21 protein-coding genes are annotated in these 24,398 nt (G+C 70.4%); 5 read left to right on the top strand and 16 right to left on the bottom strand.

Annotated features, from left to right (window positions below; all coding sequences use genetic code 11):
- Nucleotides 1–11: 11 nt before the first annotated feature.
- Nucleotides 12–1,880: a BTAD domain-containing putative transcriptional regulator gene (locus ACLQ29_RS13900; protein WP_425771984.1), complete on the bottom strand. Its 1,869-nt coding sequence runs from the start codon at nucleotides 1,878–1,880 to the stop codon at nucleotides 12–14.
- Between the two features lie 142 nt (nucleotides 1,881–2,022).
- Here ACLQ29_RS13900 and ACLQ29_RS13895 point away from each other — a divergent pair, with 142 nt between their 5' ends.
- Complete coding sequence (locus ACLQ29_RS13895) at nucleotides 2,023–2,844, top strand: hypothetical protein (protein WP_425771983.1); 822 nt, start codon at nucleotides 2,023–2,025, stop codon at nucleotides 2,842–2,844.
- 69 nt (nucleotides 2,845–2,913) lie between these two features.
- Here the strand turns inward: ACLQ29_RS13895 and ACLQ29_RS13890 are convergent, their stop codons facing one another.
- The 6 genes from ACLQ29_RS13890 to ACLQ29_RS13865 all read right to left on the bottom strand — a co-directional run bounded on the left by ACLQ29_RS13890 (nucleotide 2,914) and on the right by ACLQ29_RS13865 (nucleotide 8,421).
- Nucleotides 2,914–3,660 (bottom strand): SDR family NAD(P)-dependent oxidoreductase, encoded by a 747-nt coding sequence (locus tag ACLQ29_RS13890; protein WP_425771982.1) that lies wholly within the window; start codon nucleotides 3,658–3,660, stop codon nucleotides 2,914–2,916.
- 111 nt (nucleotides 3,661–3,771) lie between these two features.
- Nucleotides 3,772–4,863 carry a branched-chain amino acid ABC transporter permease gene (locus ACLQ29_RS13885; RefSeq protein WP_425771981.1) on the bottom strand — a complete coding sequence of 364 codons (1,092 nt, stop codon included), beginning with the start codon at nucleotides 4,861–4,863 and terminating at the stop codon, nucleotides 3,772–3,774.
- Nucleotides 4,860–5,750 carry a branched-chain amino acid ABC transporter permease gene (locus ACLQ29_RS13880; protein ID WP_088950297.1) on the bottom strand — a complete coding sequence of 297 codons (891 nt, stop codon included), beginning with the start codon at nucleotides 5,748–5,750 and terminating at the stop codon, nucleotides 4,860–4,862. Before ACLQ29_RS13880 ends, ACLQ29_RS13885 begins: the two co-directional genes overlap by 4 nt.
- Complete coding sequence (locus tag ACLQ29_RS13875; protein WP_425771980.1) at nucleotides 5,750–6,475, bottom strand: ABC transporter ATP-binding protein; 726 nt, start codon at nucleotides 6,473–6,475, stop codon at nucleotides 5,750–5,752. Before ACLQ29_RS13875 ends, ACLQ29_RS13880 begins: the two co-directional genes overlap by 1 nt.
- The gene (locus tag ACLQ29_RS13870; protein WP_088950298.1) at nucleotides 6,475–7,218 is read right to left on the bottom strand and encodes an ABC transporter ATP-binding protein; all 744 of its coding nucleotides are present in this window, start codon (nucleotides 7,216–7,218) and stop codon (nucleotides 6,475–6,477) included. Before ACLQ29_RS13870 ends, ACLQ29_RS13875 begins: the two co-directional genes overlap by 1 nt.
- Nucleotides 7,219–7,221: 3 nt before the next feature.
- Nucleotides 7,222–8,421, bottom strand: coding sequence for a substrate-binding domain-containing protein (locus ACLQ29_RS13865; RefSeq protein WP_425771979.1), 1,200 nt, complete (start codon nucleotides 8,419–8,421; stop codon nucleotides 7,222–7,224).
- Between the two features lie 769 nt (nucleotides 8,422–9,190).
- On the opposite strand from ACLQ29_RS13865, the gene ACLQ29_RS13860 reads away from it, so the two are divergent.
- Nucleotides 9,191–9,421 (top strand): GntR family transcriptional regulator, encoded by a 231-nt coding sequence (locus tag ACLQ29_RS13860; protein WP_425771978.1) that lies wholly within the window; start codon nucleotides 9,191–9,193, stop codon nucleotides 9,419–9,421.
- 177 nt (nucleotides 9,422–9,598) lie between these two features.
- On the top strand, nucleotides 9,599–10,771 hold the full coding sequence (tcmP, locus tag ACLQ29_RS13855) for a three-Cys-motif partner protein TcmP (protein WP_425771977.1): 1,173 nt from the start codon (nucleotides 9,599–9,601) through the stop codon (nucleotides 10,769–10,771).
- A 27-nt stretch (nucleotides 10,772–10,798) separates the two neighbouring features.
- On the opposite strand, the gene ACLQ29_RS13850 is transcribed toward tcmP, so the two are convergent.
- Both ACLQ29_RS13850 and ACLQ29_RS13845 read right to left on the bottom strand, forming a co-directional pair.
- Entirely contained in the window at nucleotides 10,799–11,554 is a 756-nt protein-coding gene (locus ACLQ29_RS13850; protein ID WP_425771976.1) for a DUF5131 family protein, read from the bottom strand.
- Between the two features lie 563 nt (nucleotides 11,555–12,117).
- Entirely contained in the window at nucleotides 12,118–13,230 is a 1,113-nt protein-coding gene (locus ACLQ29_RS13845) for a glycerophosphodiester phosphodiesterase (RefSeq protein WP_425771975.1), read from the bottom strand.
- A 141-nt stretch (nucleotides 13,231–13,371) separates the two neighbouring features.
- Between ACLQ29_RS13845 and ACLQ29_RS13840 the strand changes: the two genes are divergently transcribed.
- Together ACLQ29_RS13840 and ACLQ29_RS13835 are read left to right on the top strand one after the other, a co-directional pair.
- Nucleotides 13,372–14,706 (top strand): TrkH family potassium uptake protein, encoded by a 1,335-nt coding sequence (locus tag ACLQ29_RS13840; RefSeq protein WP_425771974.1) that lies wholly within the window; start codon nucleotides 13,372–13,374, stop codon nucleotides 14,704–14,706.
- Nucleotides 14,707–14,772: 66 nt separating this feature from the next.
- Nucleotides 14,773–15,441, top strand: a complete 669-nt coding sequence (locus tag ACLQ29_RS13835; RefSeq protein ID WP_425771973.1) for a potassium channel family protein — start codon at nucleotides 14,773–14,775, stop codon at nucleotides 15,439–15,441.
- Nucleotides 15,442–15,482: 41 nt separating this feature from the next.
- Here ACLQ29_RS13835 and ACLQ29_RS13830 read toward each other — a convergent pair whose 3' ends face one another.
- The 7 genes from ACLQ29_RS13830 to ACLQ29_RS13800 form a co-directional block, all read right to left on the bottom strand.
- A complete protein-coding gene (locus tag ACLQ29_RS13830) occupies nucleotides 15,483–17,114 on the bottom strand; it encodes a protein kinase domain-containing protein (RefSeq protein WP_425771972.1) in 1,632 nt (543 codons plus the stop codon).
- 71 nt (nucleotides 17,115–17,185) lie between these two features.
- Nucleotides 17,186–18,748, bottom strand: coding sequence for a fused MFS/spermidine synthase (locus ACLQ29_RS13825; protein WP_425771971.1), 1,563 nt, complete (start codon nucleotides 18,746–18,748; stop codon nucleotides 17,186–17,188).
- Nucleotides 18,749–18,784: 36 nt separating this feature from the next.
- Nucleotides 18,785–19,801 carry a coiled-coil domain-containing protein gene (locus tag ACLQ29_RS13820; RefSeq protein WP_425771970.1) on the bottom strand — a complete coding sequence of 339 codons (1,017 nt, stop codon included), beginning with the start codon at nucleotides 19,799–19,801 and terminating at the stop codon, nucleotides 18,785–18,787.
- 248 nt (nucleotides 19,802–20,049) lie between these two features.
- Nucleotides 20,050–20,859, bottom strand: a complete 810-nt coding sequence (locus ACLQ29_RS13815) for an inositol monophosphatase family protein (RefSeq protein ID WP_425771969.1) — start codon at nucleotides 20,857–20,859, stop codon at nucleotides 20,050–20,052.
- Nucleotides 20,852–21,304 (bottom strand): response regulator, encoded by a 453-nt coding sequence (locus tag ACLQ29_RS13810; protein WP_358109695.1) that lies wholly within the window; start codon nucleotides 21,302–21,304, stop codon nucleotides 20,852–20,854. Before ACLQ29_RS13810 ends, ACLQ29_RS13815 begins: the two co-directional genes overlap by 8 nt.
- The gene (locus ACLQ29_RS13805) at nucleotides 21,301–23,034 is read right to left on the bottom strand and encodes a sensor histidine kinase (protein WP_425771968.1); all 1,734 of its coding nucleotides are present in this window, start codon (nucleotides 23,032–23,034) and stop codon (nucleotides 21,301–21,303) included. Before ACLQ29_RS13805 ends, ACLQ29_RS13810 begins: the two co-directional genes overlap by 4 nt.
- Nucleotides 23,031–24,230, bottom strand: a complete 1,200-nt coding sequence (locus tag ACLQ29_RS13800; RefSeq protein ID WP_425771967.1) for a PP2C family protein-serine/threonine phosphatase — start codon at nucleotides 24,228–24,230, stop codon at nucleotides 23,031–23,033. The genes ACLQ29_RS13805 and ACLQ29_RS13800 overlap by 4 nt, the downstream gene beginning before the upstream one ends.
- Nucleotides 24,231–24,398: the final 168 nt, after the last annotated feature.

Below are 24,398 nucleotides of genomic sequence, written 5' to 3'. Positions count from 1 at the left end.
TGCGGGTCGCCTCACTCGCCCCGGCCGGGCGGGGCCGTGTGCGGGGCGGGCACGGCCGGCGGGGGAAGGAAGACGAGCAGGTCGCGCAGGGAGTCGGTGAGCACCGGCGGGAGGAGGCACCGGGCCGCCAGGTCCTCCATCGAGCCGAACGGGCCACGGAGCCAACGGTCCATCACCACCTGCCGCGCCTGCCCGGCGGTCATTCCGGGCAGCTCGGCGATCGTCTGCTCCTGGACCGCGTTGACGTCCACCAGGCCACCGTCGTCGAAGGTGCGGGGCAGGTCGGGCCGGCCGATGTGCAGCTCCTGCCGCGCTGCCGGGTAGTGGTACATGAGGTAGCGAGCCTGCTCACGACGGACCCGACGGTCGTCGACCACCGGTGGGGGCGACCCTGCGATCCGATTGGAGAGGGCCGACCAGAGCGCGCCGTTGAGCAGGATCGTGTGCACGACCCCGACTAGCCAGACGAGCATCCAGGCCACGATCAGGAGACCTTCGGAGTCGCTCATCTCCTCCGAGTCGCTGTTGCCGAATATCACGATGATCGTGGCGGTCAGCGACAGGTAACCCACACCGGTGAGCCCGTTGCGCCAGCTTCGCCGCCAACTGGCGTAGAGGAGCACCACCAGCCAGGTGAGCAGACCGAAGGAGAACACGGCGGTCAGCGTGCCGACGACCGTCACGCTGACACTCAGCCAGCTCGGCGCCGACTGCCCCCGGGTGTCCCGGGACGAATGCCCATTCGGGGGCACCGCGACCGGAAACGGCACGGGCTGCGGGGTGACCGCGACAGCCGGCGGCCCGGGCGGGTTGGGCTGCGCGGTCGGCGGCGGCGCGTTCGGCGTTGCCGGCGGCGCGGCCGGCGGTGCGGCCGGCGGTGCGGTCGGCGCGGCCTGCGGTGCGGTCGGCGCGGCCTGCGGTGCGGTCGGCGCGGCCGGCGGTGGCGTGGGCGGCACGGGAAGCGCGGCCGGCGTTGTCGCCGGCGCGGGCGCGGGCGGCATTGGCGCGGGCGGCGGCACAGCCGGTGGCGCGGGCGGGTCGGCTGGTTGGCGAGGGCTGGGAGCGGGCGGGGGGTGGGGCGGTTGCGGCTCGCTCGACGGCTTCGCCACGGCGAGGGTCGGGTCGGAGCAGAGGATGCGCCGGTGCAGTTCCTGAAGCGCCTCGCCCGGCCCGATGCCGTACTCCTCCCGGAGCAGGCCGCCGAACTCACGGTAGGCCGCGAGCGCCTCCGCCTGCCGCCCGCTGCGATAGAGCGCCAGCATGAGCTGCTGCCGCAGTCGTTCCCGGACCGGGAACTCGGCCACCAACTCCACCAGTTCCCCGACCATCTCCCGGTGCCGGCCGAGGTCCAGCATCAGATCGGCCCGGGTCTCCAACGCCACGGCCCGCAGCTCGACCAGCCGTTGCCGCGCCGCTTCCAGGAACGGCCCGGTGAAGCCGGTGAACGGTTCTCCCTGCCAGAGCGCCAGGGCGGTGGACAACTCGGTAAGCGCCTCGGAAGCACGACCCTCGGCCCGTCGCTGCCGGGCGCTGTGGATTCCCCGTTGGAAACGGACCGCGTCGAGCGCGTCCGGATCGACGCGGAGCAGATATCCGGCATCGGTGAGGCTCAACACCTGCCCCGGTGTACGCGGCGACCGGTCCGGCTCCAACACCCGACGCAGACCGGCGACGTACTTCTGCACCACGTTGGGGCCGTTCGCGGGCGGATCCTCCGGCCAGACCGCCTCGACGATCTGCCCGGTGGACACCGGACGGCCCGCCGAGAGCAGCAGCACGGTCAGTACCGCACGCTGTTTGCCGGGACCGAGGTCGATCTCGCGGCCGGCGTACCAGGCCCGCTGAGGCCCGAGGATCTCGAAACGCAGCGTTCCTGACATGCGAATTTCCGCTCCTGACACCTCCGGCAGCGCCGGACGGCAGTGCCCGGCAGCCGGACGGCAGCATATCGGCAGCCGCACCGCCGTGCCTGCCGCCACCATGGTCATCGGCACCAGCCACGCAGCGAGAAAGAGAAATGTGATGACACAGGCAACGGGCAGCGCGAGCACCACCCGACGCACGGTCGGCGTGATCGCCGCCATGCTGGCCACGACCACCCTGCTCGGGGGGTGCGGGCCCAAGACCGAACCGGCCTCGGCACCGCAGAGCAGCCCGAGCGCCAGCCCGACCGCCGATCCGAAGCAGGCACTCCTCGATGCCGTTCCGGACGGGGCCGAGGGGACATTCCGGTTCAGTGGCAGGGACGCGTCCAGCACGATCAGCGGACGAGTCGACCCGGAGGCGAAGGGCGTCGAGCTGAACACCACGATTCCGGCCGGCGCCGATGGCATCTCCGTCAAGATGTCGGTGCTGATCATTGCGGAGGAGGCCTGGATGAAGATGAAGTTGACCGGCCAGGCGGGCCTGCCGAAGTTCCCGGACAAGTGGATGAAGCTGGACCGCACCAAGCTCGCCGACAGCGAGACCATTCCGGCCTACGACGGTGTCGACCAGGGCAACGCGGGTCCGCTCATCCAGGCGGCCACCTCGGTGCAGGAGAAGAGCCCCGGGCAGTACGCCGGGCTCATCGACGTCAGCACCGGTAACGCCGCTGAGGTGCTGGAGGAGGGTGAGGCGGCGGCGCTTGGCGAGGCCGGCAAGACGGTGCCGTTCACCGCTGTCGTCGGCGCGGACAAGCGCCTGTCCTCACTGACGCTGAAGATCCCGGCCGCCGGCAAGACGAAGGCGTACGACTACGTCGTCAACTACGCCGATTACGGCACCGCGCCGAAGATCAGCGTGCCGACCGGCGCCGCCGCGACGATCGCGCCGAAGATGGCGTACGAAATCTTGAACGGCTGACCGACCACGTAGGAGGGCGGCGACCACACGGGGGGTCGCCGTCCTCCGCGTCCGTCTGTGCTCGCGTGGTCAGCGGCCGAGGACCGATCCTCCGTTGACGCCGAGGACCTGGCCGGTGACATAACCGGCGGCCGGGCTCGTGAGATAGCGGACTGCCTCGGCGATGTCATCAGGTAGCCCGGCCCGCCCGACCAGGGTCGCCGCCACCCGCTGCGCGTGCCCCTCGGCGGTCATCCGGTCGCCGAAGAACTCGGTTTCCGCGACATAGCCGGGGCTCACCACGTTTACCGTGATCTGGTCCGGGCCGAGTTTGGCCGCCAGGTCGTACGCCCAACCGTGCAGGGCTGCCTTCGCGGCCGAGTACGCCCCACCGCCGCCACGCTGGGCGGCGATCGAGCTGACCAGGATCACCCGCCCGCCGGGCCGACGCAGGACCGGCCGCAGCGCCTCGGTCAGCAGCACGGCGGTGAGCACGTTGGCGTCCAGGTTGGCCCGCCAGTGCGCGGCGGTCCCCTCCAACGTGCCGGTGTCCCCGCCCAGGTAGCCACCGGCGTTGTTGACCACCACGTCGACCGGCCGACCGTCGACCGCCGCGAGCACCCGGTCGAGCTGCGCCGCCTCGGTCAGGTCCGCGGTCACGGCCGTCACGGCGTCCGGCCGCCCACACTCGGCAGAGATCCGTTCGGCGGCGGCAGTCACCACATCGTGCCGCCGCCCGACGATCAGAACGTCGTACCCGTCCCGCGCGAGCGAACCCGCAACGGCCGCCCCAATCCCGGTCCCGCCCCCACTGACAACAGCAACCCGCGCGCCCATGGTCCCAACCTCCCCAGACAGAGAACCCCGTCGATCATGACGATATCGCCATTCGCGACGGCGTGTCGTGGCTATAACGCCATGATCGACGGGGTCAAAAGGGGGCAGGGGTCAGGGTGGGGGGCGGCGGAGGGTTTTGGTTAGGCGGGGGGCGAGGCTGGTCAGGCCTCCGGGGAAGAAGTAGACGGCCAGGATGAAGACCGTGCCCAGGACGAACAGGGGCTGGCTCAGCGGACGGCTGAGGACGGCCGGCAGGTTGTCCACCGCGTCGCTCGTGCCGAACGCGGTGAGCCGGTGGTCCAGGTACATGTAGAGGACGCCACCGAGCACTGGTCCCCACCGGGTGCCCGGCCCGCCGAGCACCACCATGACCAGCAGCGACAGGGTCAGCTCGGAGGACGTGATGTGCGGTGAGGCGCCGCCGACGATCAGGACGTAGACCACCCCGCCCGCCGACGCCAGCCCGCCGGCCAGGGTGAACGCCACAAGCTTGTAGCGGTACGGGTCCAGCCCGAGCACACCGATTCGCCGCTCGTCGTCGCGCAGCCCGGCCAGCACCCGGCCGGTCGGCGAACCGCTCACCCGGTGCACCACGAAGACCACAAGCGTCAGGTACGCGAGTGCCAGCCAGTACAGGTTCACCGTGTTCGTCACCCCGACCAGCCCGGCGGGCAACCCGGACACGTCAAGCGGCAGGCCCTCCTCGCCACCGGTGAGCCCACCGAAGTCCCGCGCCACCAGGATCGCCCCGACCTGCGCGAAGGCGAGCGTGACCATGGCGAACGCGATCCCCACGGTCCGCAACGCCACCGCGCCGAGCAGCGCCGCGAGGATCGTGCCGCCGCTGATGGTCAACAGCGCCGCCTGCCACAGCGGCAGGCCGGCCCTGGTGATGAGGATGTCGGTGCCGTACACGCCGGCGGCGAAGTACAGCGCGTGCCCGAAGGACAGCATGCCGGTCCGACCGAAGAGCAGGTCGTACCCGGCGGCCAGGCCGCCGAAGATCAGGCAGATGGCGAGCAGTTGCAGGGTGCCGGGTGAGTTGACCGGTCCCTCGAAGATCCCCGGCAGGGAGATCGTCGAGTACGGCAGGATCGCCAACACCACCACCGCGACCAGCGGCAGGAACGGGCGGATGCGGTGCACCCGGCCTGGTCGCGGCGACGTGGGTGCCGGTGCCGGGGTCACGTCGAGAAGCGTCATGCCGTTGCCACCTTTCCGGCGATGCCCTGCGGGCGCAGCAGCAGCACCACGGCCAGCAGCCCGACCACGCAGATGTCGCCGAGTCCGGACGTGCCGTAGTAGTTGACGAACTGCTGCACCAGCCCGACGACGACCGCCGCGTACGCGGAGCCGACCACCGAGCCCATCCCACCGATCACCACCACGATGAACGCGAAGATCAGCAGCGAGCTGCCCTGGCCGGGCGAGACGGTGCCGAAGTAGACGCCGCCGAGCGCTCCGGCGAGCGCGGCGGCCGCCCCACCGATCGCGAAGACGAGCGTGAACGCCTTGCGCACGTCGATGCCGAGCGCCGTCACCATCTCCCGGTTCTCCACCCCGGCCCGGATCACCAGGCCGTACCGGGTCCAGCGCAGGAACGCCAGGATCGCGCCGAGCACCAGCACCGCCGCGATGATCAGCAGCAGGCCCCCGTTGGGCACCTGCGCGCCGAGGATGCCGGTCACCTGCCGGGTCCAGTCCGGACGCGGGAACGGCCTGGCGTCCGCACCCCAGGTGGCCTGCAACAACGCCACCCCAGCCAGGGACAGGCCGACGGTGACAAGCACCTGTTCGATGGTGCGGGAGTAGAGCGGGCGGATCAGCACCAGCTCGACCAGGATCGCCACGAGCGTGCCGGCGGCCACCCCGAAGGCGACCGCGAGCACGAAGCCGAACCCGTCGGAGCCCGCGCCCGGCAGGTTGCCCGCCGCCCACCAGGTGCCGTACGCGCCGACACCGAGGAACAACCCGTGCGCGAAGTTGAGAACGTCGGCCAGGCCGAAGACCAGCGACAGGCCGGACGCGACGAGGAAGTACAGCGCCGCCAGGCCGAGCCCGGTCAACGCCAACAGGATCACGGTGCCCATCAGTGGTTCACCTCCGCCGAGCCCACCCCGAGCAGCGACTTGGTCAGCGCCGTTTCCAACAGCAACTCGTGGGCGTCGCCGGTCCAGGCCACCTTGCCGGCGGCCAGCACCACCGCGTCGCGGGCCAGCCGGCGTACGACCGCCAGGTTCTGCTCGACGAGCAGCACCGGCACCGACTCCGCGACCCGTTCCAACACCTCGGCCACCTCGGTCACCACCTTCGGCGCCAACCCCTTGGTCGGCTCGTCGATCAGCAGCAGCCGGTTGCCGTTGAGCAGCACCCGCCCGATGGCGAGCATCTGCTGCTGCCCGCCGGACAGCGAACCGGCCCGTTGCCGTCCGCGCCGGTCCAGCTCCGGAAAGAGCGCGAAGACCTTGTCGTACGCCGGGCTGGTGCCGCGCCGCTCGGCGAGCCGCAGGTTCTCGGCGACGGTGAGGCCGGCGAACACACACCGGTCCTCGGGCACGTAGCCGAGCCCACCGCGGACCAGCCGGTGGGTGGGTTGGGCCAGCAGGCTCTGCGCGCCCATCCGGATGGTGCCGCGGACCTCTCCGGCGGGTGGGGTGAGGCCGACGATCGCGCGCAGCGTGGTGGTCTTGCCGACGCCGTTGCGGCCGAGCAGGACTGTCACGCCGGTCGGGGCGACCGTGAAGGACACCCCCTGGAGGATGTGCAGCCCGGAGATCCGGACCGACAGGTCCTCCACCGTGAGAACTGGTTCCATCAGAGCGACTCCCCGAGGTAGGCCTCTTGCACAGTGGGGTTGGCCATTACCGTCTCCGGGGTGTCGCAGGCCAGCAGCGCGCCGTGGTGCATGACGGCGATCCGGTCGGCCAGCTCCAGGATGACGTCCATGTGGTGCTCGACCATCAGCACCGCCCGGCCGCTGTCGCCGGTCAGAGACTTGATGACGGCCACCAGTTCGGGGATGTCCTCGGCGCTGACGCCGGCCATCGGTTCGTCCAGCAGCATCACCCGCGGTTCACCGGCGAGCAGCAGGGCGATCTCCAGCTTGCGCTTCTCGCCGTGGGCCAGGGTGCCGGCGAGTGCCGTACCCCGGTGGGCGAGGCCGACCCGGTCGAGCGCCGCGTCGGCGGCGGCGGCGACCTCCCGGTCGGCCGCCGCCCGCCGCCACAGTGCCATCGAGCCCCCGCGGTGCGCCTGCACGGCGAGCCGGACGTTCTCCCGCACGCTGAGCGAGCCGAAGACCGAGGACGCCTGGAAGGTACGGCCCAGCCCGAGGCGGGCCCGCCGGTGCGGCGGAAGCGCACCGATGTCCTGCCCGTCCAGGACGATCCGGCCCTCCGTGGCCCGGCGCAGGCCGGTGATCAGGTTGAACAGTGAGGTCTTGCCGGCGCCGTTCGGCCCGATCACGCCCAGGAACTCCCCGGGCGCGAGGTCGAGGTAGACGCTGTCGACGATGGCGACCTCACCGATCCGCCAGGTCAGACCGCGGGTGGCGAGCATGGCTCAGCCCTTCATGGCCACGGCCGGCGGCGCGGTCTCGTCACCGGTGAGGCTCTTCTGCGCGGTCGCCGTGAACGCGGTGCCGCTGCCGGTCAGCTTGGCCTGGAACATCGGCTGGAGCAGCGCGTGGTCGGCGGCGCGGATGGTCATCTTGCCCTTGACCCCGTCGAAGCTCCACCCCTCCAGGGCGGTGACCATCTTGTCGACGTCGTCCCCACCCTCCTGCACCGCGCGGACCACCATCTGGGCGGCGGCGAAGCCGTCCGGGTGGAACAGGTCGATGGTGCTGACCTTGGCCTTCAGCGCCTTGCTGGCCTCGGTGTCGCTGGCGCCGTCGAAGTAGTGCGACAGGAAGGAGATCTTGGTGCCGGCCGCGCCGAAGGTGGGCCAGGACGAGCGGATGTCCAGGCCGGTGACGACGGTGGTGGACGAGAGCACGCCCTGCTGGTCGAGGCTCTGCCACATCGCCGGGGCGGTGGTGCCGGCCCAGGCCACGAAGAGCAGGTCCGGCTTGGCCGCCTTGATCTGGCTGGCGAACGGGGTGAACTCGGTGGCGCTGGCCGGTGCCCGGACGCTGCTCACGCTGGCGCCCGCGCCGCCGATGACGGCCTTGACGGCCGCCTCGTTGGCGTCGCCGAACGCGCCGTCCTGGGCGAAGACCACCACCTTCTTGCCGGTCGGGTCGCCGATGAACGACTTGGCGGTCACCACGTCCTGGTAGGACTGCCGCCCGGACCGGAACGTGTACTTGTTCGCGCCGGTCACCGCGTCGGTGGCGGCCGGGCCGGAGATGAACATGACCTTGTTCTGCGCGGCGATCGGCGCGACCTGAAGCGCAACGCCGGAGGCGGTGGAACCGGCAATGATCTTCGTGCCCTTGCCGATCAGGTCCTTCGCGGCGGAGACCGCCTTGGCCGGGTCACCCGCGTCGTCGACCTCGGTCAGCTCGATCTTCCGGTCACCGACCTTGCCGGTGCCCTTCGTGGCGAAGTCCAACCCCGCCTTGAACCCCTCGATGTACTGCTTTCCGTAGCTGGCCAGGGCTCCCGACTGGGAGTACACCAGGCCGACCTTTACCGGCGCGGCGTTGTCGCCGCCGCCGGTGGCGGTGTCCTGCGGGCTACCACAGGCCGTGGCGGCAAGTGCCGCAGCCATCATCGTGGCGGCGGAGAGGAACGCCCGCCGCGTGTGCCGGACCGTCATCGCGACTCCAGGGTGAGGACAGGATGCTGTGTTGTCGGCTCACGCTAGAAGTGACGTCACCCACGGGCTATGTGGCGGAAACACACAAGTAACGGGAGGGGGATGGCCGAGGGTTACAGCCTGCGGCCCTATCAACCCGGCGACCCGCGCCCTCGATGGCCCGAACCGCCACGGACAGTCCGAGCCGTGTGTCGCCTCGCGCCATCCGGCCCGCCCGGTCAACCGCAGGGCCCGTCGTGGTCGGCCGGTCGAGGACACCGCCGACGCCCGCCGAGCAAACGGTCACAGAAAACCCGATGTCGTACGCCCTGAGCATCCTCTTCCGACACCGTCGTCTCGGCACGGTCCACGTCGGCGAGGAAACCCAGCGCCCGCGTGATCGCTCGAGCGAAGCGCACCGCTCCCGACAGGTCCTCCGCGACCACCGGCAGATGCACCACGAACCGTTCCCGCCCCGCGCCCATCCTCACCTCGTCCACCCTCGCCTCGTCGGCTCCTCGTCGGCTTGGTGGGCGGTCCGGTGTGCGGGTAGGGGACGCCCACCGGACCGCCCGGCCCCACACCCGCAGCCCAGACGGCGGTACGAACGCGGAGCCCATCTCACGCCCGCGCCCCGAGGGTTTGCCGAACCAACCGGAGCCGGACACCAGCAACCTACTACAGCAGGTGTAGTAGGTCGACCCCGCAGCGCAATCGCCGGGCGACTTATTGCAGTAGCTAGAGCAGGTCGGGCATGATCAGAGGTGCCGAACCAACCGGAGTCCTCACCATGCCCACTGCACAGCCGTCGTTCCGTCGCATCGTCGACGAGATCGCCGAACGAATCAGGACCGGCGACCTCAAGCCTGGCGACAAGCTGCCCTCGACCAGCCAGCTCGCCGACATGTATGACGTCAGCACGGGCACGGTCTATCGCGCGCTCTCGCTGCTGCACGACCGGAACCTCATCATCGGTCAGTCCGGCCGCGGCACCTACGTAGCCGAGCGACCACGCGACTGACTCGTCGCACTGTCAGATCAAGGACTTGGCGGGTGCCTCGAACTAACACTCATTGCCATCGATACTGGTAGGCGGGGTGACAGTGTCGGGTGCCGCGCTCGACGCGAACAGCGGGGCCAAAGAGAATCACACTCTTCGCTACCTTTGCATCACCGTTGGTGACGCGAGGGAGGCTCGATGTCGGCGAATGACGACTTCTTCCGGTCCCGCAAGGCCGCCGCCGTACTCAAGCACGGCATCCTGAAGCGCTACCCGGTCGTCTTCGCGTCCAAGACCGGCCGAGAGAATCCGGTCGTATTCCTCGATGGCTACGCCGGAGCCGGCGAGTACGACGATGGCCAGCCGGGCTCCCCTCTACTTCTCAGCCAGTGCGCGGACTTCGTTGGCAAGTACCGTGACGTCAGAGGCTTCTTCGTCGAGCAAGACCCCGGCAACTTTCAGAACCTGCAGCAGGTTCTTGCCAAGCAGGGTGGGGCCATGCAACGCGAGCTACGCCAAGGCAGCTTGGACCGGCATCTCCCCGAACTGCTCACCTTGGCCAAGGGCGCTTCCCTCTTCGCGTTCCTGGATCCGTTCGGACCCGCCCTGGATTTCAACCTCATCAAGACTCATCTGCTTGGCCGTGAAAAGTGGCCGCCGACTGAGGTTCTGCTCCACTTCAGCGTGCTGTCGGTGGCTCGCATGGGTAGCGCGGTCCACAAAGCCCAGCAGAAGCAAGATGAGCTCACTGGAGCCGACCGGAAGAACGCCGACAAACTCGACCGCTTCCTCGGCGGTGGGTGGTGGCGGGATCACTTTGCCAAGGTGACCGACGACCGCGACGACAAGCGTGCAACCGACGTCGCCCTACAGGTGTGGCAGGAATATGAGAAGAAGCTGACGGGCGGCACGAGGTACAGCGCCGTTCGGATGCCTGTGCGGCCACGCCCTGATCTCGCGCCGAAGTACGTCCTCGCTCTGTTCACCACCCACAGCGAAGGGGCGTGGCACTTCGCAGACGCGCTCGGCAAGGCGGGGGTGGAGTGGGAAGAGGCATGGCAGGAGGAACAGTGGCGACGCGGGGAGGCCGACGCCCCTCCACTCTTTGGCATGCCACGGTTCGACGCGGCTGAGTACGTACAGGCACACTCCCCGGCCTGGGTGCGGGAGATCAAGCAGAACCTTGATGCGCTCCTCGATCGGGACCACCCGTTTCGGGCTGCCGACCGCGTTCCCGAGGTGTACGGCAAGGTGCTCGGACAGGCCTCGGCGGTCAACGTCGGAGCAGCGATCCGCCAGCTCTACGGAGAAGGCCGGGTCATCAACTCGGGGACGGGTAAATTCTGGAACGCTGTGCTGCGACGCCCTTAACGACGGGAAGAGCTCTCAGGACCAGGATCAAGCTGCGGTAAGGGTCCGAGGAGTCGGCATCTCGTCCCAGGTCCGGCCATCGAGACTGCGACCGCCCGCCTTGGGTGTGCGACCACCCCACTGCTTGAAGAAGAAGGCGGTTCCCGCCTGGCCGCACTGGTCGCGGAGATCGGCAACCCAAGACGGGTTCATCGGGCGACAGCCCTGGCCCGACTCGCCACCCGCGATCAACCAGTCAATTCCGGCGAGGTCGAGCCGCGGCAGCGGACCAAGCAAGGGCTCGGCCGAGATGAAGCGAACCGCCGCCGGCACCTGCCGAAGAAAATCAATCCGGGATCGCTGACTGTCGTCCTCGACGCTTACACCCATCCAGACGTTCGCCGGCCAGTCAAGATCGTGAGCAACCTTGGCGAGTCGAGCTGCGCGCTTCGTCAACACTTGGAAGGTGTGGCGTGGCGTCTCGCGCATGACGTCGAAGACTTGCTGCACGTAAGCAAAAGGAACCCTGGCGTGGAAGAGGTCCGACATCGAGTTGACGAAGACCGTCCGGGGGTCACGCCAGCGTCGCGGTATATCGAGGGCGTCAGGGTGGAGCGCCACACCGAAACCCGGCCCAGAGGTGCGGGAGTCACCATCGGTCTGATACTTGGCCGAGCCCATGGCCTTCAAGCGCTTGGCGAGAGTCATGGCATAGCAGTTGTCGCAGCCCGACGAGATGCGGTCACAACCGGTGGTGGGATTCCAGGTTGCTTCCGTCCACTCGATGGCGCTTTTGTCTGCCATGCACCTCTCCTTCCACTCGACGGGCCAATACTGTCGAACAACCGTACGCATGGGAAGGGTTGCGCGGCGTGTCGGCCCGTCATCTTCACTGGCTACGAGACCGCCAGCCATGCGCCGGCAAAGCACGCGGGGCGGGCTGCGCAGACCGAATGAGACCTGCGCGCTCGAAGACCGTCAAAGCTGCACCGATGTCGTTGCCCGGCCCACGGCGAGACGGCAACATCCAGGAATTTGCTGCCGCAGGATCCTCTCGCCTCGCCTCGTCAAGATCGAGTGCGATTCGTTTACGGCATCAGCTCCATAGCGTCCGCGAAGTGCGGCCCGCGCCCGCGAAGCCACCTGCCCACGCCCGCGAAGCCACCTGCCCACGCCCACGAGGCCACCTGACCGGGCACCTCGGCGGGTGCCTGGGCGGGCCGAATGTGTCGCTGGCCCGTCGTCCGGGTGGCGGACGACGGGCCAGCGGGTGGGCCGGGCGTGATCGGCCCGACGGTCGACTCGGAGCTGATCAGCTCCGGGCCGAGGTCAGCTCGGCGGAGACGCCCGCCGGGGCTCGGACTGGGTCAGAGGCCGGCGCGGGCGGCGACGGCGGTGTCCGGGTGGTCGCTGAAGACGCCGTCCAGACCCAGACCGAGGAAGAGCTCGTACTCGGCCGTGATGTCGCCGCGCGCGTTCGGGTCGGTGCCGATGCGGAAGTCCACGGGGAGGAACTGGTTCTCCGCGCGGAACGTCCAGGAGTGCACGAGCAGCCCATCGCGGTGCGCGTCGCGTACCACGTTTGTGGGGGCGAGCAGGGCACCGGCGGCGTTCCGGGGCACGATCAGGTTCTTGTTCGCGCCGATGCCGTCGGCGTACCCGGCGATCCACTTCAGCCCGGCCGGCGTGGCCAGGTCCTGGTAGCTGCGGGTGTCACCGGCGGCGGTGAAGTCGTACGGGCGGCCGGTGGCGTCGAGCAGTTGGACGAGCTTCACGTCGGTCAGCCGGCTGAGGCGACGCAGGTTGGCCGTCTCGAACGACTGGATGAAGACCGGCGAGTTCTTCCGGTCCAGCTTGTTCTGCCGCAGCACCTTCAGCAGCGGCTCCTCCAACGGCAGGCCGATCGAGGTGAAGTAGGTCGGGTGCTTGGTCTCCGGGTAGATGCCGATGGTGCGGCCCCGTGCCCGACCCTCGGTCCGGGCCAGGTCGATGACCTTTTGGAGGGTGGGCACCTCGAAGCGGCCGTCGAACGCGGTGTTCGCCACGCGGACCTGCGGCAGTCGCTCCTTGGCCCGCAGCGTCTTCAGCTCGGCCAGGGTGAAGTCCTCGGTGAACCAGCCGGTCACGGCGACGCCGTCGATGGTCTTCGTCGCCCGACGGGCCGCGAACTCCGGGTGCGTCGACACGTCGGTCGTGCCGGAGATCTCGTTCTCGTGCCGGGCGACGAGCACCCCGTCGGAGGTGGCGACGAGGTCCGGCTCGATGTAGTCGGCGCCCATCCGGATCGCCAACCGGTACGCCTCCAATGTGTGCTCCGGTCGATAACCGCTGGCGCCCCGGTGAGCGATCACAATCGGCCGGGCGTTCGGCCGGGAGCGGTCCGCGTCGGTCGCCGGACCGGCCTCGGCCATGGTGGGCACGGCCACGGCGGCGGCGAGCAGCACGCCGGCCAGGCCGAGGGTCGGAAGGGTACGTCGCATCGCCGTCTCCTGTCGTCGGGGGAAGCCGCTTCAGCAGATCGCCCCGGGTTGACCGGCAGTTGGTCGATGGCTGGCCGGAAGGTGAATCTCCGGAATGCGCGTTCCCCCGCCGGGCGACGGGCGGAAAAGGAAGATTGTCTGGTGCGCCGGTTCTTCCGCAACCCCGTGCGGCTGGTGCCGTTCGCCTTCCTGGTGCCGATCCTGCTCGGCGCCGGGCTCCTGATGGCACGGTGGGCGACTGTCGATCACCAGCGCCCCCCGCTGGTCACCGCCCTCTTCACCGCCACCTCGGCGGTGTCGGTCACCGGCATGGCCATCACCGACACCCCCAACTACTGGTCCGGCTGGGGACTGCTGGTGATCACCCTGCTCACCCAGCTCGGTGGTCTCGGCATCCTCACCGCGGCGGCGCTTGTCATCCTGGTGGTCGCGCGCCAGCTCGGCCTGCGCAACCGGCTGCTGGTGCAGGCCGAGTCGGCGGAGTTCGGCATCGGTGACGTGGGCCGGCTGCTGCGCCGGATCGCGATCACCGTCTTCGCCTGCGAGGCCGTGATGACCGCTCTGGTCGCCGGCCGGCTCTGGTGGGCGTACGACTATCCACCCGGACGGGCCCTCTGGTCGGGCGTGTTCCACGCCGTCCAGGCATTCAACAACGGCGGCTTCGCGCTCTACACCGACGGCCTGCTGGCCTTCGACCGCGATCCGTGGGTGTCGCTGCCGCTGGCCTTCGGGGCCATCGTCGGCGGGTTGGGGTTCCCCGCCCTGTTCGAGGCGGTCCGGGAGTGGCGCAAGCCGGCGGGGTGGGCGGTGGCCACCAAGCTGACCATCTGGGGCAGCATCGCCCTGCTGCTGCTCGGCTTCGTCGGCCTGCTCGCCGCCGAGTGGACAAACGCCAGCACCATCGGCTCGTACGACGCCGGAGGCAAGGTGCTCGCGTCCTTCACCCAGATCGCGTTGAGCCGCACCGGCGGTTACAACGTGCTGAACATCGCCGAACTCCAGGAGGAGAGCTACCCGCTGCTGATCGTGCTGATGTTCATCGGCGGCGGCAGCGCCAGCACGGCCGGCGGCATCAAGGTGTCCACGTTCTTCCTGCTCGCGTTCACCATCTGGGCGGAGTTGCGCGGCGAGCCCGACGTGACGGTCGGGCACCGCCGGGTGGCCACCGCGAGCCAGCGGCAGGCGGTGACCGTGGCCCTGCTCAGCGTCGCGCTGGTCACGGTCGGAACCATGCTCCTGCTGCTGCTCACCGAGGGCGTGCGGTTCGTGGCGGCCCTGTTCGAGGTCACCTCCGCGTTCAGCACCACCGGCCTCACCGTCGGTCTGGCCGGCGAGTTGCCGCCCAGTGGTCAACTGGTGTTGACGGTGTTGATGTTCATCGGCCGGGTCGGGCCGCTCACCCTCGGGTCGGCGATCGCCCTGAACACCAGGCGCAAGCTCTACCGCTATCCGCAGGAACAACCAATTGTCGGCTGAGGCCTGTTTCACAAGCACTGGCCGACCGCCCTTATGGAGCAGGCTCAGGAAGCGAGGAGGGTCGAGGTGTCGGCGAGACGATCGGACGGCGGCGGCGTCGTGGTGATCGGGTTGGGTCGTTTCGGCTGCCATCTGGCCGCGTCGCTCACCCGGATGGACCGCGAGGTGCTGGCCGTCGACCGCAACCCGGAGAAGGTGCAGCGCTTCTCGGACCAACTCGACCGGGTGGTCCAGGCCGACGCGACCGAGGAGGGGGGGTTACGGCAGCTCGGCGTCACCAGCTTCGGCCGGGCGGTGGTGGCCATCGGGGCGTCGGTGGAGGCCAGCGTCCTCACCGTGCTGGCGTTGGTCGAGCTGGGTGTGCCGCAGATCTGGGCACGTGCCACCTCGCAGAAACACGCCAAGATCCTGTCGTCGGTGGGCGCGCATCACGTGATCTTTCCGGAGGCGGAGACCGGCGACCGGGTGGCGCACCTGATCGTCAGCCGGCTGCTCGACTTCATCGAGTTCGACGACGACTTCGCGATCGCCACCGTCCGGGTGCCGGAGTCGCTCGTCGGGCGCACCCTGCTCGACCTACGTCCGGAGGAACGTTCCGGGGTCCGGGTGATCGGCGCGAAGGCGCCCGGTGAGCGTTTCCGGTACGCCGCGGACGACACGGCGCTGGCCCAGGGTGGGCTGCTGGTGGTGGAGGGTGGCATCAACCAGGTGCAACGGTTCGCGGAACGACGTTGACGGTCATCTCCTGGGCCCACCGCGGTGCCCCTCCGGGGCTTTCACCCTTTTCCCGGACCACCCGGCCCCTTGCCGTGACCGGGCTTCGCGGGACCCTTCGGGGGCTTCGCCTTCGGCGCGCCACCGCCGGCGCCGCCGGGTGCCGTCGCCTTCTTCGGCGTGGTGGCCGCCTTGATCGTCGGCGGGGCCGTGGACGGCGTACTGCCGGCGACCCCGGAGACGCGCACCCCGCAGGCCACCTCGCCGAGCCGGAACTCCACAGGCAGCGGGTTCGCCCCGCTGTAGGTCCCGGTGAGGGTCAGCTTCTCGGCGGCGCCGGGTGCCAGTGCGGCGCGCTGGTCCGCCGGCCGGACCACCACGGTGCTCCCCTGCTGGTGCACGGGCGCGGGTTCCGACTTCGTCACCGTCTGCTGACCGGGGAAGCTGAAGCTCATCGCCCAGTCCCGCAGCTCCCGGTCACCGGTGTTGGTGAGCGTGAGGTCCGCGGCGAAGTCGGTGCCGGAGTCCGTGCGCAGCGCGTACGCCACCTCGCACGGCACTTTCGTCGGCAGGCCCATTCGGGCCTCGGTCGTCGGCCGGCCCTCGCCGCTGGCCGGACTGCGTGAGGTGAACCCCCACATCGCCCCGGTGACCGCGATCAGCCCGACGGCAGCCACCCCGGCCTCCACGCGCCGACGCCTGGTCACCCGCTGCCGGGCGCGCCGGTCGCGATTGCGGGTACGCGACAGCGGCAACGCGTCGGTCGCCGCCGACCAGGGCAGGATCGTGGTACGCGCACTGCCCAGCAGGGCCGGGTCCAGGGGGCCGGCGGCCGGGGAGACCGGCACGGCCGCGAGCATCCCGGCCGCGTCGGCGAGGATCCGGGCCACCTCGGCGGTTGCCGGTCGATCGGCGGGCCCCTTCGCCAGGCAGCGCCCCACCAGGTCGGTCACCTCGGCGGGCAGGCCGTCGACGGCGGGCATCGGCTCCGGGTCGTTGTACATGTGGGCGCGCAACATCTGGGTGGTCGTGGTGGCTCGCCACGGCAGCCGGCCGGTGAGCATCCGGTAGAGCAGCAGCCCGACGGCGTACACGTCGGTGGCCGGGGACACCTGGCCGTTGTCCAGCCGTTCCGGGGCGAGGTACGCGGGAGTGCCCAACAGCGCGCCGTCCGGCCCCTTCTCGCTCTCCCCCACGAGCGCGGAGATGCCGAAGTCGACAACCTTGACCCCGGTCGACGTGAGCATGACGTTGCCCGGGGTGACGTCGCGGTGCACCACACCCCGGGCGTGGGCGGTGGTCAGCGCCGAGCTGACCTCCGCGCCGATCGTGACCGCCTCGCGCCAGGGGAGCTGGCTCTCCCGGCCCAGTCGACTGGCCAGCGACGTGCCGTCGACAAGCTCCATCACGACGTACGGCACGGTCAGACCGACCTGCTCGGACTCGCCGTAGTCGTACACGTTTGTGATGTTGGGGTGGCAGAGGCGCGCGGCGGCCTGCGCCTCGATCCGGATCCGGTGGCGGAACGCCCGGTCGCTGGCCAGCCTGGAGGCCAGCACCTTCACCGCGACCTGACGGCCGAGCACCTCGTCGTAGCCGCGCCACACCACCGACATGCCGCCCGCGCCGAGCTGCTCGATCAGTCGGTACCGCTCATCGAGGAGCTGCGCGCCGTTTCGGTCCCCACCACCCATGGTGACCGATGTTGCCCAGGATCAACCGTCCTACACCTGGAGTATCGGAATCGGTCAGAGTTGTCACCCGATCAGGCGGTCGCGAGCAACTGGTCCACCGGGGCGTAGTCGTCGGTCAACACCAGGGCCCCGCCGACGAAGTCCGTGAGGGCCGGGCCGGACAGCAGGCTGACCTTCGGATCCACCTCGTCCAGCCGGGTCCGCACGGCTGCCAGCGGCAGCGGCGCGTCGGAGCCGACGATGAGGAAGTTGGAACCCTGCTCCTCGGCGAGCGCCTCCGGCGGCGCGATCAACGCGACGTGCCGGAACTCGGCGGCCACCGTGGCCAGCTCGGCGCGGATGAACCGCAGCGGCGGGTAGTCGATGACGTTCTGCACGTAGATTCCGCCGGGGCGGGTCACCCGGCGGATCTCGGCAGCCATCTCCCGGGTGGCCAGGTGCCAGGGCACCACCAGGTGACCGAACGCGTCACCGACCACCAGGTCGCGGCTGTCCGTCGGCTCGCCGCCGACGAGCATCCGGGCGTCGCCCACCACCGCCCGCAGCTCCGGCCCGGTCCGTACGCCCAGCTCCTGCTCGCCCAGCTCGACCAGCCCGCCGTCGATCTCGAACACCACGTTCTCGGTGCCCGGCCGGGTGGCGGTCAGGTAGCGCGGCACGGTGAATCCGCCGCCGCCCAGGTGCAACGCGTCCAGCCGCTGACCGGCCGCCGCGGCGACGTCGGCGACCGCGCCGATCCACTTCGTGTACGCGTACTCCAGGTGTGTGGGGTCGGCGAGGTCCACGTACGAGTGCTGGGCCGAGTTGAGCAGCAACGTCCGGCCGGTGGGCCGGGACGGGTCGGTGGTGACTCGGGCGCAGTGGTATGCGGTCTCGATGTCGCACGGGTTCGGCGCCACGGTGCTGAGGCCCGCCCCGACCAGGCCGAGCACGGCAAGCGCGGCCCGGGTCCGCGCCGGACCGGGCACGTCGGCGGGCTCCTGCCGGCGCAGATACCAGCCGAGGCCGATGCCCACCAACCCGAGCGCGACTGCCAGGGTCACCAGGATGACGGTGCTGCGCAGCGCGGCTACCAGCACGAACCCGGTGAGCAGGGTCGCGGTGATGCCGCCCAGGGTGCCGATCCCGGAGAGTCGACCGACCACCTGGCCGGTGCGGCGCAGGTCGGCCAACTGAAGCTTCACGACCAACGGGGTGACCGCGGCCAACAGCGCGGCCGGCACGAACACGGCAAGCGAGACCAGGAGCAGGATGCCGCTGGCCGCGCCACCGCGCAGCACCTCACCGGCGTACCGGACCACGGGCAGGGTGACGGCGGTGGCGATGCCGGCCAGGACCAGCGCCGGGGCCAGCAGGCCACGCGGGTTACGCCGGTCGGCCAGCCAGCCGCCGGTCCACGCCCCGTAGGCGATCGCGGCCAGCGCGACGCCGATCACCGAGCTGGTCACCTGGAGGGTCACCCCGACGTACGGGCCGACCAGGCGCAGCGCGACGGTCTCCAGCACCAGCACGGCGCCGCTGGAGAAGAAGACCAGGAAGGCGGCCAGGCCGTTGGGCAGCGCCCGGCCGGTGACCGGCACGGACGGGGCTGCGGCGGCCGGCGGGGCCGCGACGTCGGGCGGTGGGGAACTCATCGTCGCGATGGTACGCAGCGAAGCTGACGTTCAGGGTCAGTACAGCGATAGATGAACGTGGTTCGTGTGGGACGCGGCGGGGCTGCCGCTGCCGCTGTACGACCGCCACCCGGTGCCGGGATGCCAGATCTGCCGGTACCAGATCACGTAGAGCACGCCCAGTCGGTCGGCGTTGCGCACGTGCCAGGCGGCCAGGCTGTCGCCGTACGCCTTGTCGCCGCCTGTCGCGTTGCGATCCTCGAAGCCGTTGGTGGCCGCCGCGAAGTCGCAGGCACGCCCCTTCGGGTGCTCGCCGCCGCCACCTTCACGCTTGCAGGAGACGTGCCGCTTGTAGCCGGCCGCCTGGGTCTGGTTGAGCGCGTTGAGGGTGCGCGGGGTGATGCAGCCGGAGGTGGTCGGGTCCTTCACCGAGCAGGACTCCGACGGCCAGGATCCGTCGGAGTTACGCGGGGCGGGCTTCGCCGAGGCGGAACTGCCCCCGCTGAAACCGTTGCTGCTGCCCGAGCTGACCTCGGCGAGCGCCTCCTCGGCCTCCTTCTTCTTCTTCGCCATCACGGCGAGCTGCTTCTGCTGCTCACGGACCTCGGCGTCGATGGCGACCTTGGCCTGCTGCGCCTCCTGCCGGGCTTCGACGAGATCACGCAGCCGCTTGCTGTCCCGCTGGGCCATCAGGTCGAGATCGCTGGCGCGTTCCAGGAACGCCTGCGGCGTGGCGGTGTTGAGCAACATCGACGCCGGGCCGAGCCGACCGATCCGGTAGGACTGTGCGGCGACCTCGCCGACCTGGGCGGTGAGCCCACCCATGCGGCCCTCGATCGCCGTCAGCTCGCCGGTCAACGCCGTCTGGCGGCGCTTGGAGTTGTCGAGCTTGGCCTTGGCCTCGATGTGCCCCTTGGCGGTCAGCTCCAACGCGTCCCGCAGCTTCTTGCTGCCGCCCTCACCGGGCTCGGCGTACGCGGGAACGGCGGCACCGCCGAGCACCAGGGCGACGGCGGCGAGCACGGCGAGTAGGGCGCGGCGACCGAGCCGCGGGTGGAGCCTGGTCCTGGGCACGAAAGCGTCCTTCCGTCGACCGCCGGCCCCCGGTGAACAACTGCGCGGCGGCGTCCCCGCCGGCGCCGGTCGGCGGCCTGCTGGCGGAGACCGCCGGTCACGATACCGGACTGCGAGCCGGTGACCAGCCCCCTGACGCCTGGGACGTCCCGATGTCGACGGAGCGTTCCAGCGCCATCGCCCAGAGCGTCCAGACGCCTCACGCAGAGCGTCCAGAAGCCCCTCAGACGCCTCGCGCAGTGCCCGGATCAGGGGGCGAGAAGGGCGTCGCGTACCTCGTCCCAGATCTGCTCGTTAGCTGCGACGAGCAGCCCGCGGCCGTCGTCGGAGGGGTGGTAGTCGGCGCCGTCGAACCTGCGGGCGACGCCACCGGCCGCGCGGACCAGCAGGGTGCCCGGAGCGTGGTCCCACGGCAGGGTGCGCCAGAAGAGGACGAACTGCTGCTCACCGGTGAGGATGTCCAGGTATTCGCGGCCGGCACAGTGCTGGCCGGGCAGCAGCTCACCGAGGCGGCGACCGCCGGCGCGGACCCGGTCCCTCATGTCCGGCGGCAGGAACGTGGTCATCGCCGCGCCGCGCAGCTCGCCGAGCGGCGGCAGCGCGGCGGTGGCGTCGACAGGTCGGCCGTTGAGCAGGGTGCCGTCGTCCGCCGAGCCGACGGCGAGGGTGTCGGCGAGCGGGTCGAGGATCCAGCCGGCGACCGGCCGTCCGTCGGTCAGCAACGACACCATCAGCGCGAACGGCCGGCGACCGGCGGCGAAGTTGGCGGTGCCGTCGACCGGGTCGACGAGCCAGACATCACCGGCGTCGCGCAGGTGCCCCAGCAACCCCGGGTCGTCGGCGACACCCTCCTCACCGACAACCGTCGAGCCGGGCCGCAGCCGGCGCAACCCCGCCGACAGCAACTCCTCGGCCCGGCGGTCGGCGACGGTGACCACCTCGCCGGGCGCCTTCTCCGACACGTCGGCGTCGTCGAGCTTGCGGAACAACGGCAGCACGACCTGGTCGGCGGCCTCCCGCAGGAGGTCGCCGACGTCGTCGAGCAGGGTGTCAGCCACGCGGCGGCAACTTGACCACGCTGACGAAGAACTCGTCGATCTGGCGGACCACCGCGATGAAGCGCTCGAAGTCCACCGGCTTGGTCACGTAGGCGTTGGCGTGCAGCTGGTAGCTGCGCAGGATGTCCTCGTCGGCCTGCGAGGTGGTGAGCACCACCACCGGGATCCGACGCAGTTCCGGGTCGTTCTTGATCTCTTCCAGCACCTCCCGGCCGTCGCGCCGGGGCAGGTTGAGGTCGAGCAGGATCAGGTCGGGCGCCACCGCGTCCGCGTACTGGCCCTCCCGGCGCAGGTAGGCCAGCGCCTCGGCGCCGTCGGAGACGACGGTGAGCCGGTTGCGCAGCTTGTGCTCCTCGAACGCCTCCTGGGTCATCAGCACATCGCCCGGATCGTCCTCGACCAGCAGGACCTCGATCGGGCTCTTGCCATCCGCAGGCGCGGTCATCCCACCGTCTCCCTCATGTCACCCGTTCTACCGCCTTCCGGCGACTTGTCGGCCCGGTCCGGCCGGTCCGACCCCTCGGACTGCTCGGCCGGCGCTGCCGGAGTCTCGTTCGAGGGCGTGGCGTCGCCCGCCGGCAGGGCCTGCGGCTGCTCCGACGAGTCGACGGGGGCGGCCGCCTCCAGGTCCGCCGGAAGCGCCGGCAGGGTGAACCGGATCGCCGTGCCCTCCGGCACGTCGGTGTCCACCCAGACCCGGCCGCCGTGATATTCGACGATCTTCTTGACGATGGCCAACCCGATGCCGGTGCCCGGGTACGCGTCCTTCGAGTGCAGCCGCTGGAAGATCACGAAGATCTTGTCGGCGAACTCCGGCTCGATCCCGATGCCGTTGTCCTGGCAGGTGATCTCCCACTCGGAGTCCACCAGCCGGGCCGAGACGTGCACCTTGGGCGGCACGTCGGCCCGGCGGAACTTGATCGAGTTGCTGACCAGGTTGGCCAGCAGGTTGGTGAGCAGCGGTTCCTCACCGGAGATCACCGGCAGATCGGTCCAGGTCAGCTCGGCGTCTGCGTACTGCCGCGCGGCCTCGGTCTGGCCGGCCACGTCGCCCATCACCTTGTTGAGGTCGACCTCGACGAAGCCGGTGGTGAGCCGGCCGATCCGGGAGAACGCGAGCAGGTCGTTGATCAGGCGCTGCATCCGCTGTGCGCCGTCCACCGCGAACGCGATGTACTGGTCGGCCCGCTCGTCGAGCTGCCCGGCGTAGCGACGCTGGAGCAACTGGCAGAAACTGGCCACCTTGCGCAGCGGCTCCTGCAGGTCGTGCGAGGCCACGTACGCGAACTGCTCCAGGTCACGGTTGGAGCGGGTCAACTCCTCCGCCTGCTTCTGGAGCTGGCTGTTGACCCACTCGATCCGCTCGCGGGCACCCCGCACCTCGGCCAGGTCGGCGGCGATCTTCTGCCGCATCGCGTCCACGTCGTCGCCGAGCCGGATGAACTCCGGTGGGCCGGTGGTGGCGATGCGGTGCTGGTAGTCGCCCTCGGCAACCTCACGGACCTGGGTGGCCAGGCCGGTCAGTGGCCGGATCACCATCCGGTCCAGCGAGAGCAGCAGCACCGCGCCGGCCACGACCACCACCAGGGCGGCGACGATCAGCAGCACGACAAGCACGTTGCTGCTGGTACGCACGTTGTCGGCGGTCTGCTCCCGGGCGGCCAGGACCTCCTCCTGGAGGTCGTTCACCGCCGTGCGCACCTCGTCGAACTGCTGCCGGGCCCGCTCGGTGACGAGTGCCTGACCCGCGCTGGTGCCGCTGCGCTCGGTGGTGGTGATCACGGGCTCGGCCACCGACTGCCGCCACTGCGCGGTGCGCTCCTCGACGGTCCGCAGCTCCTGGCTGATCTGCGGATAGTCGTCGAGCAGCGCCCGCATCGAGACGCTGACGCTCTGCTCCTGGGCGAGCCCCTCCCGATAGGGGATCAGGTCGTCCGGGTCACCGCTGACCGCGTACCCACGGATCGCCGTCTCCTGGTCGAGCAGCGCGTTGAGCAGCTCCTGGGACTGCACCCGCAGTGGGCCGGTCTCGTTGAGGACGGCGTCGATCTGGGTGCGGTTGCGGGCGGCCATCGCCGCCTCCGCGCCGGCCAGGGCGATCAGCAGCACCCCCACGACGGTGAGCAGCGTGATGACCCGGCGGCGCAGACTCCAGCCGCCAACCACCGGCTTCACCGGCCACCACCACGGCTCACCAGCAGCATTGCCACGTCGTCGGCGAGCGCGCCGCCGTTGAGCCGCTCGGCCCTGCCGACCAGCCAGGCCGGCAGCTCGGGCAGCGACACCGAACGGTTGGCCGGCTCGTCGAGCAGCCCGCTCAGCCCCAACACGTCGAGGCGATCGTTGCCCGCTCCCACCCGCCCCTCGATGAGGCCGTCGGTGTACATCAGCAGGGACCAGTCATCGGTGTCGAACTCCAGGTCGTAGGCGATCGGCCGGCGGGGTCGTACGCCCAGCAGTCGGCCGCCGGGCGCGGGCACCGGGGCGACCCGGCCGCCGGAGAGCAGCAGCGGCGGCGGGTGCCCGGCGAGTCGGACGGTAGCGCGGTTGGCGTCCAGGTCCAGCCTGGTGGTGGCCACCGTCGCGAAGATCTCCTGAAGGCGGCGCTCACTCATCAGCACCTGCTCCAGCGCGGGCAGCACCTCGTCGTCCGGCACTCCGGCGAGCACCAGGGCCCGCCAGGCCACCCGCAGCTCGACGCCGAGCGCGGCCTCGTCCACCCCGTGCCCACAGACGTCGCCGACGATCAGGTCGAGACGGTCCGGACGGGTCTGCACCACGTCGAAGAAGTCCCCGCCGATAAGCGCGGCGTGCCGGCCGGGCCGGTAGAAGGTGTGCACCGCCACCTGGTCGGTCGTCATCAGCGGCTGGGGCAGCAGACCGCGTTCGAGGCGGGCCGACTCGGCCTGCCGCAGCTCGACCTCCCGCAGCCGGCGGGCGTTCTCGTCGGCGCGTTTGCGCTCCACGGCGTAGCGCAGCGCCCGGGTCAGCAGCACCCCGTCGACCTGACCCTTGACCAGGTAGTCCTGTGCGCCCTCGGCGACCGCCACGACGCCGAGGTGCTCGTCCGAGCGGCCGGTCAGCACGCAGACCGCGGCGCCGCTGGACATCTCCAGCACCTGACGCAGCCCGTCCAGCCCCTGCGCGTCGGGCAGGCCCAGGTCGAGCAGGACGCAGTCGACGTCGTTGATCCGCTGCCGCGCCTCGCGCAGGCTGGTGGCGACCAGCAGGTCGATCATCGAGTTGGTCTCGGCGAGCAGTTCCCCGACGAGGAAGGCGTCGCCCTCGTCGTCCTCCACCAGCAGCACCCGCAACCGTTCGCCCGGCGGCAGGTTCGCGTGCCGCGCCAGGCCACCGTGCGGGTACGGCACAACTGGGGACCCGGCCGAGCCGGACCCCCGGTGCGGCCGGGTCACCGCCGCGAGACGCGGGAGTTCGCTGGTGATGTCGGGCTCCTTCCGAGTGCCCTGCTGATCCTGTATTAGACAACGGTCGCACACAACACGATGCCCGTGGCACGGGCGGGGATGGGCCGCATC

It is taken from the genome of Micromonospora sp. DT228, assembly GCF_049841595.1.
Lineage (GTDB): Bacteria > Actinomycetota > Actinomycetes > Mycobacteriales > Micromonosporaceae > Micromonospora.
The sequence above is the reverse complement of the archived record's forward strand: the minus strand, read 5'-3'. Positions and strand labels throughout refer to the sequence as shown.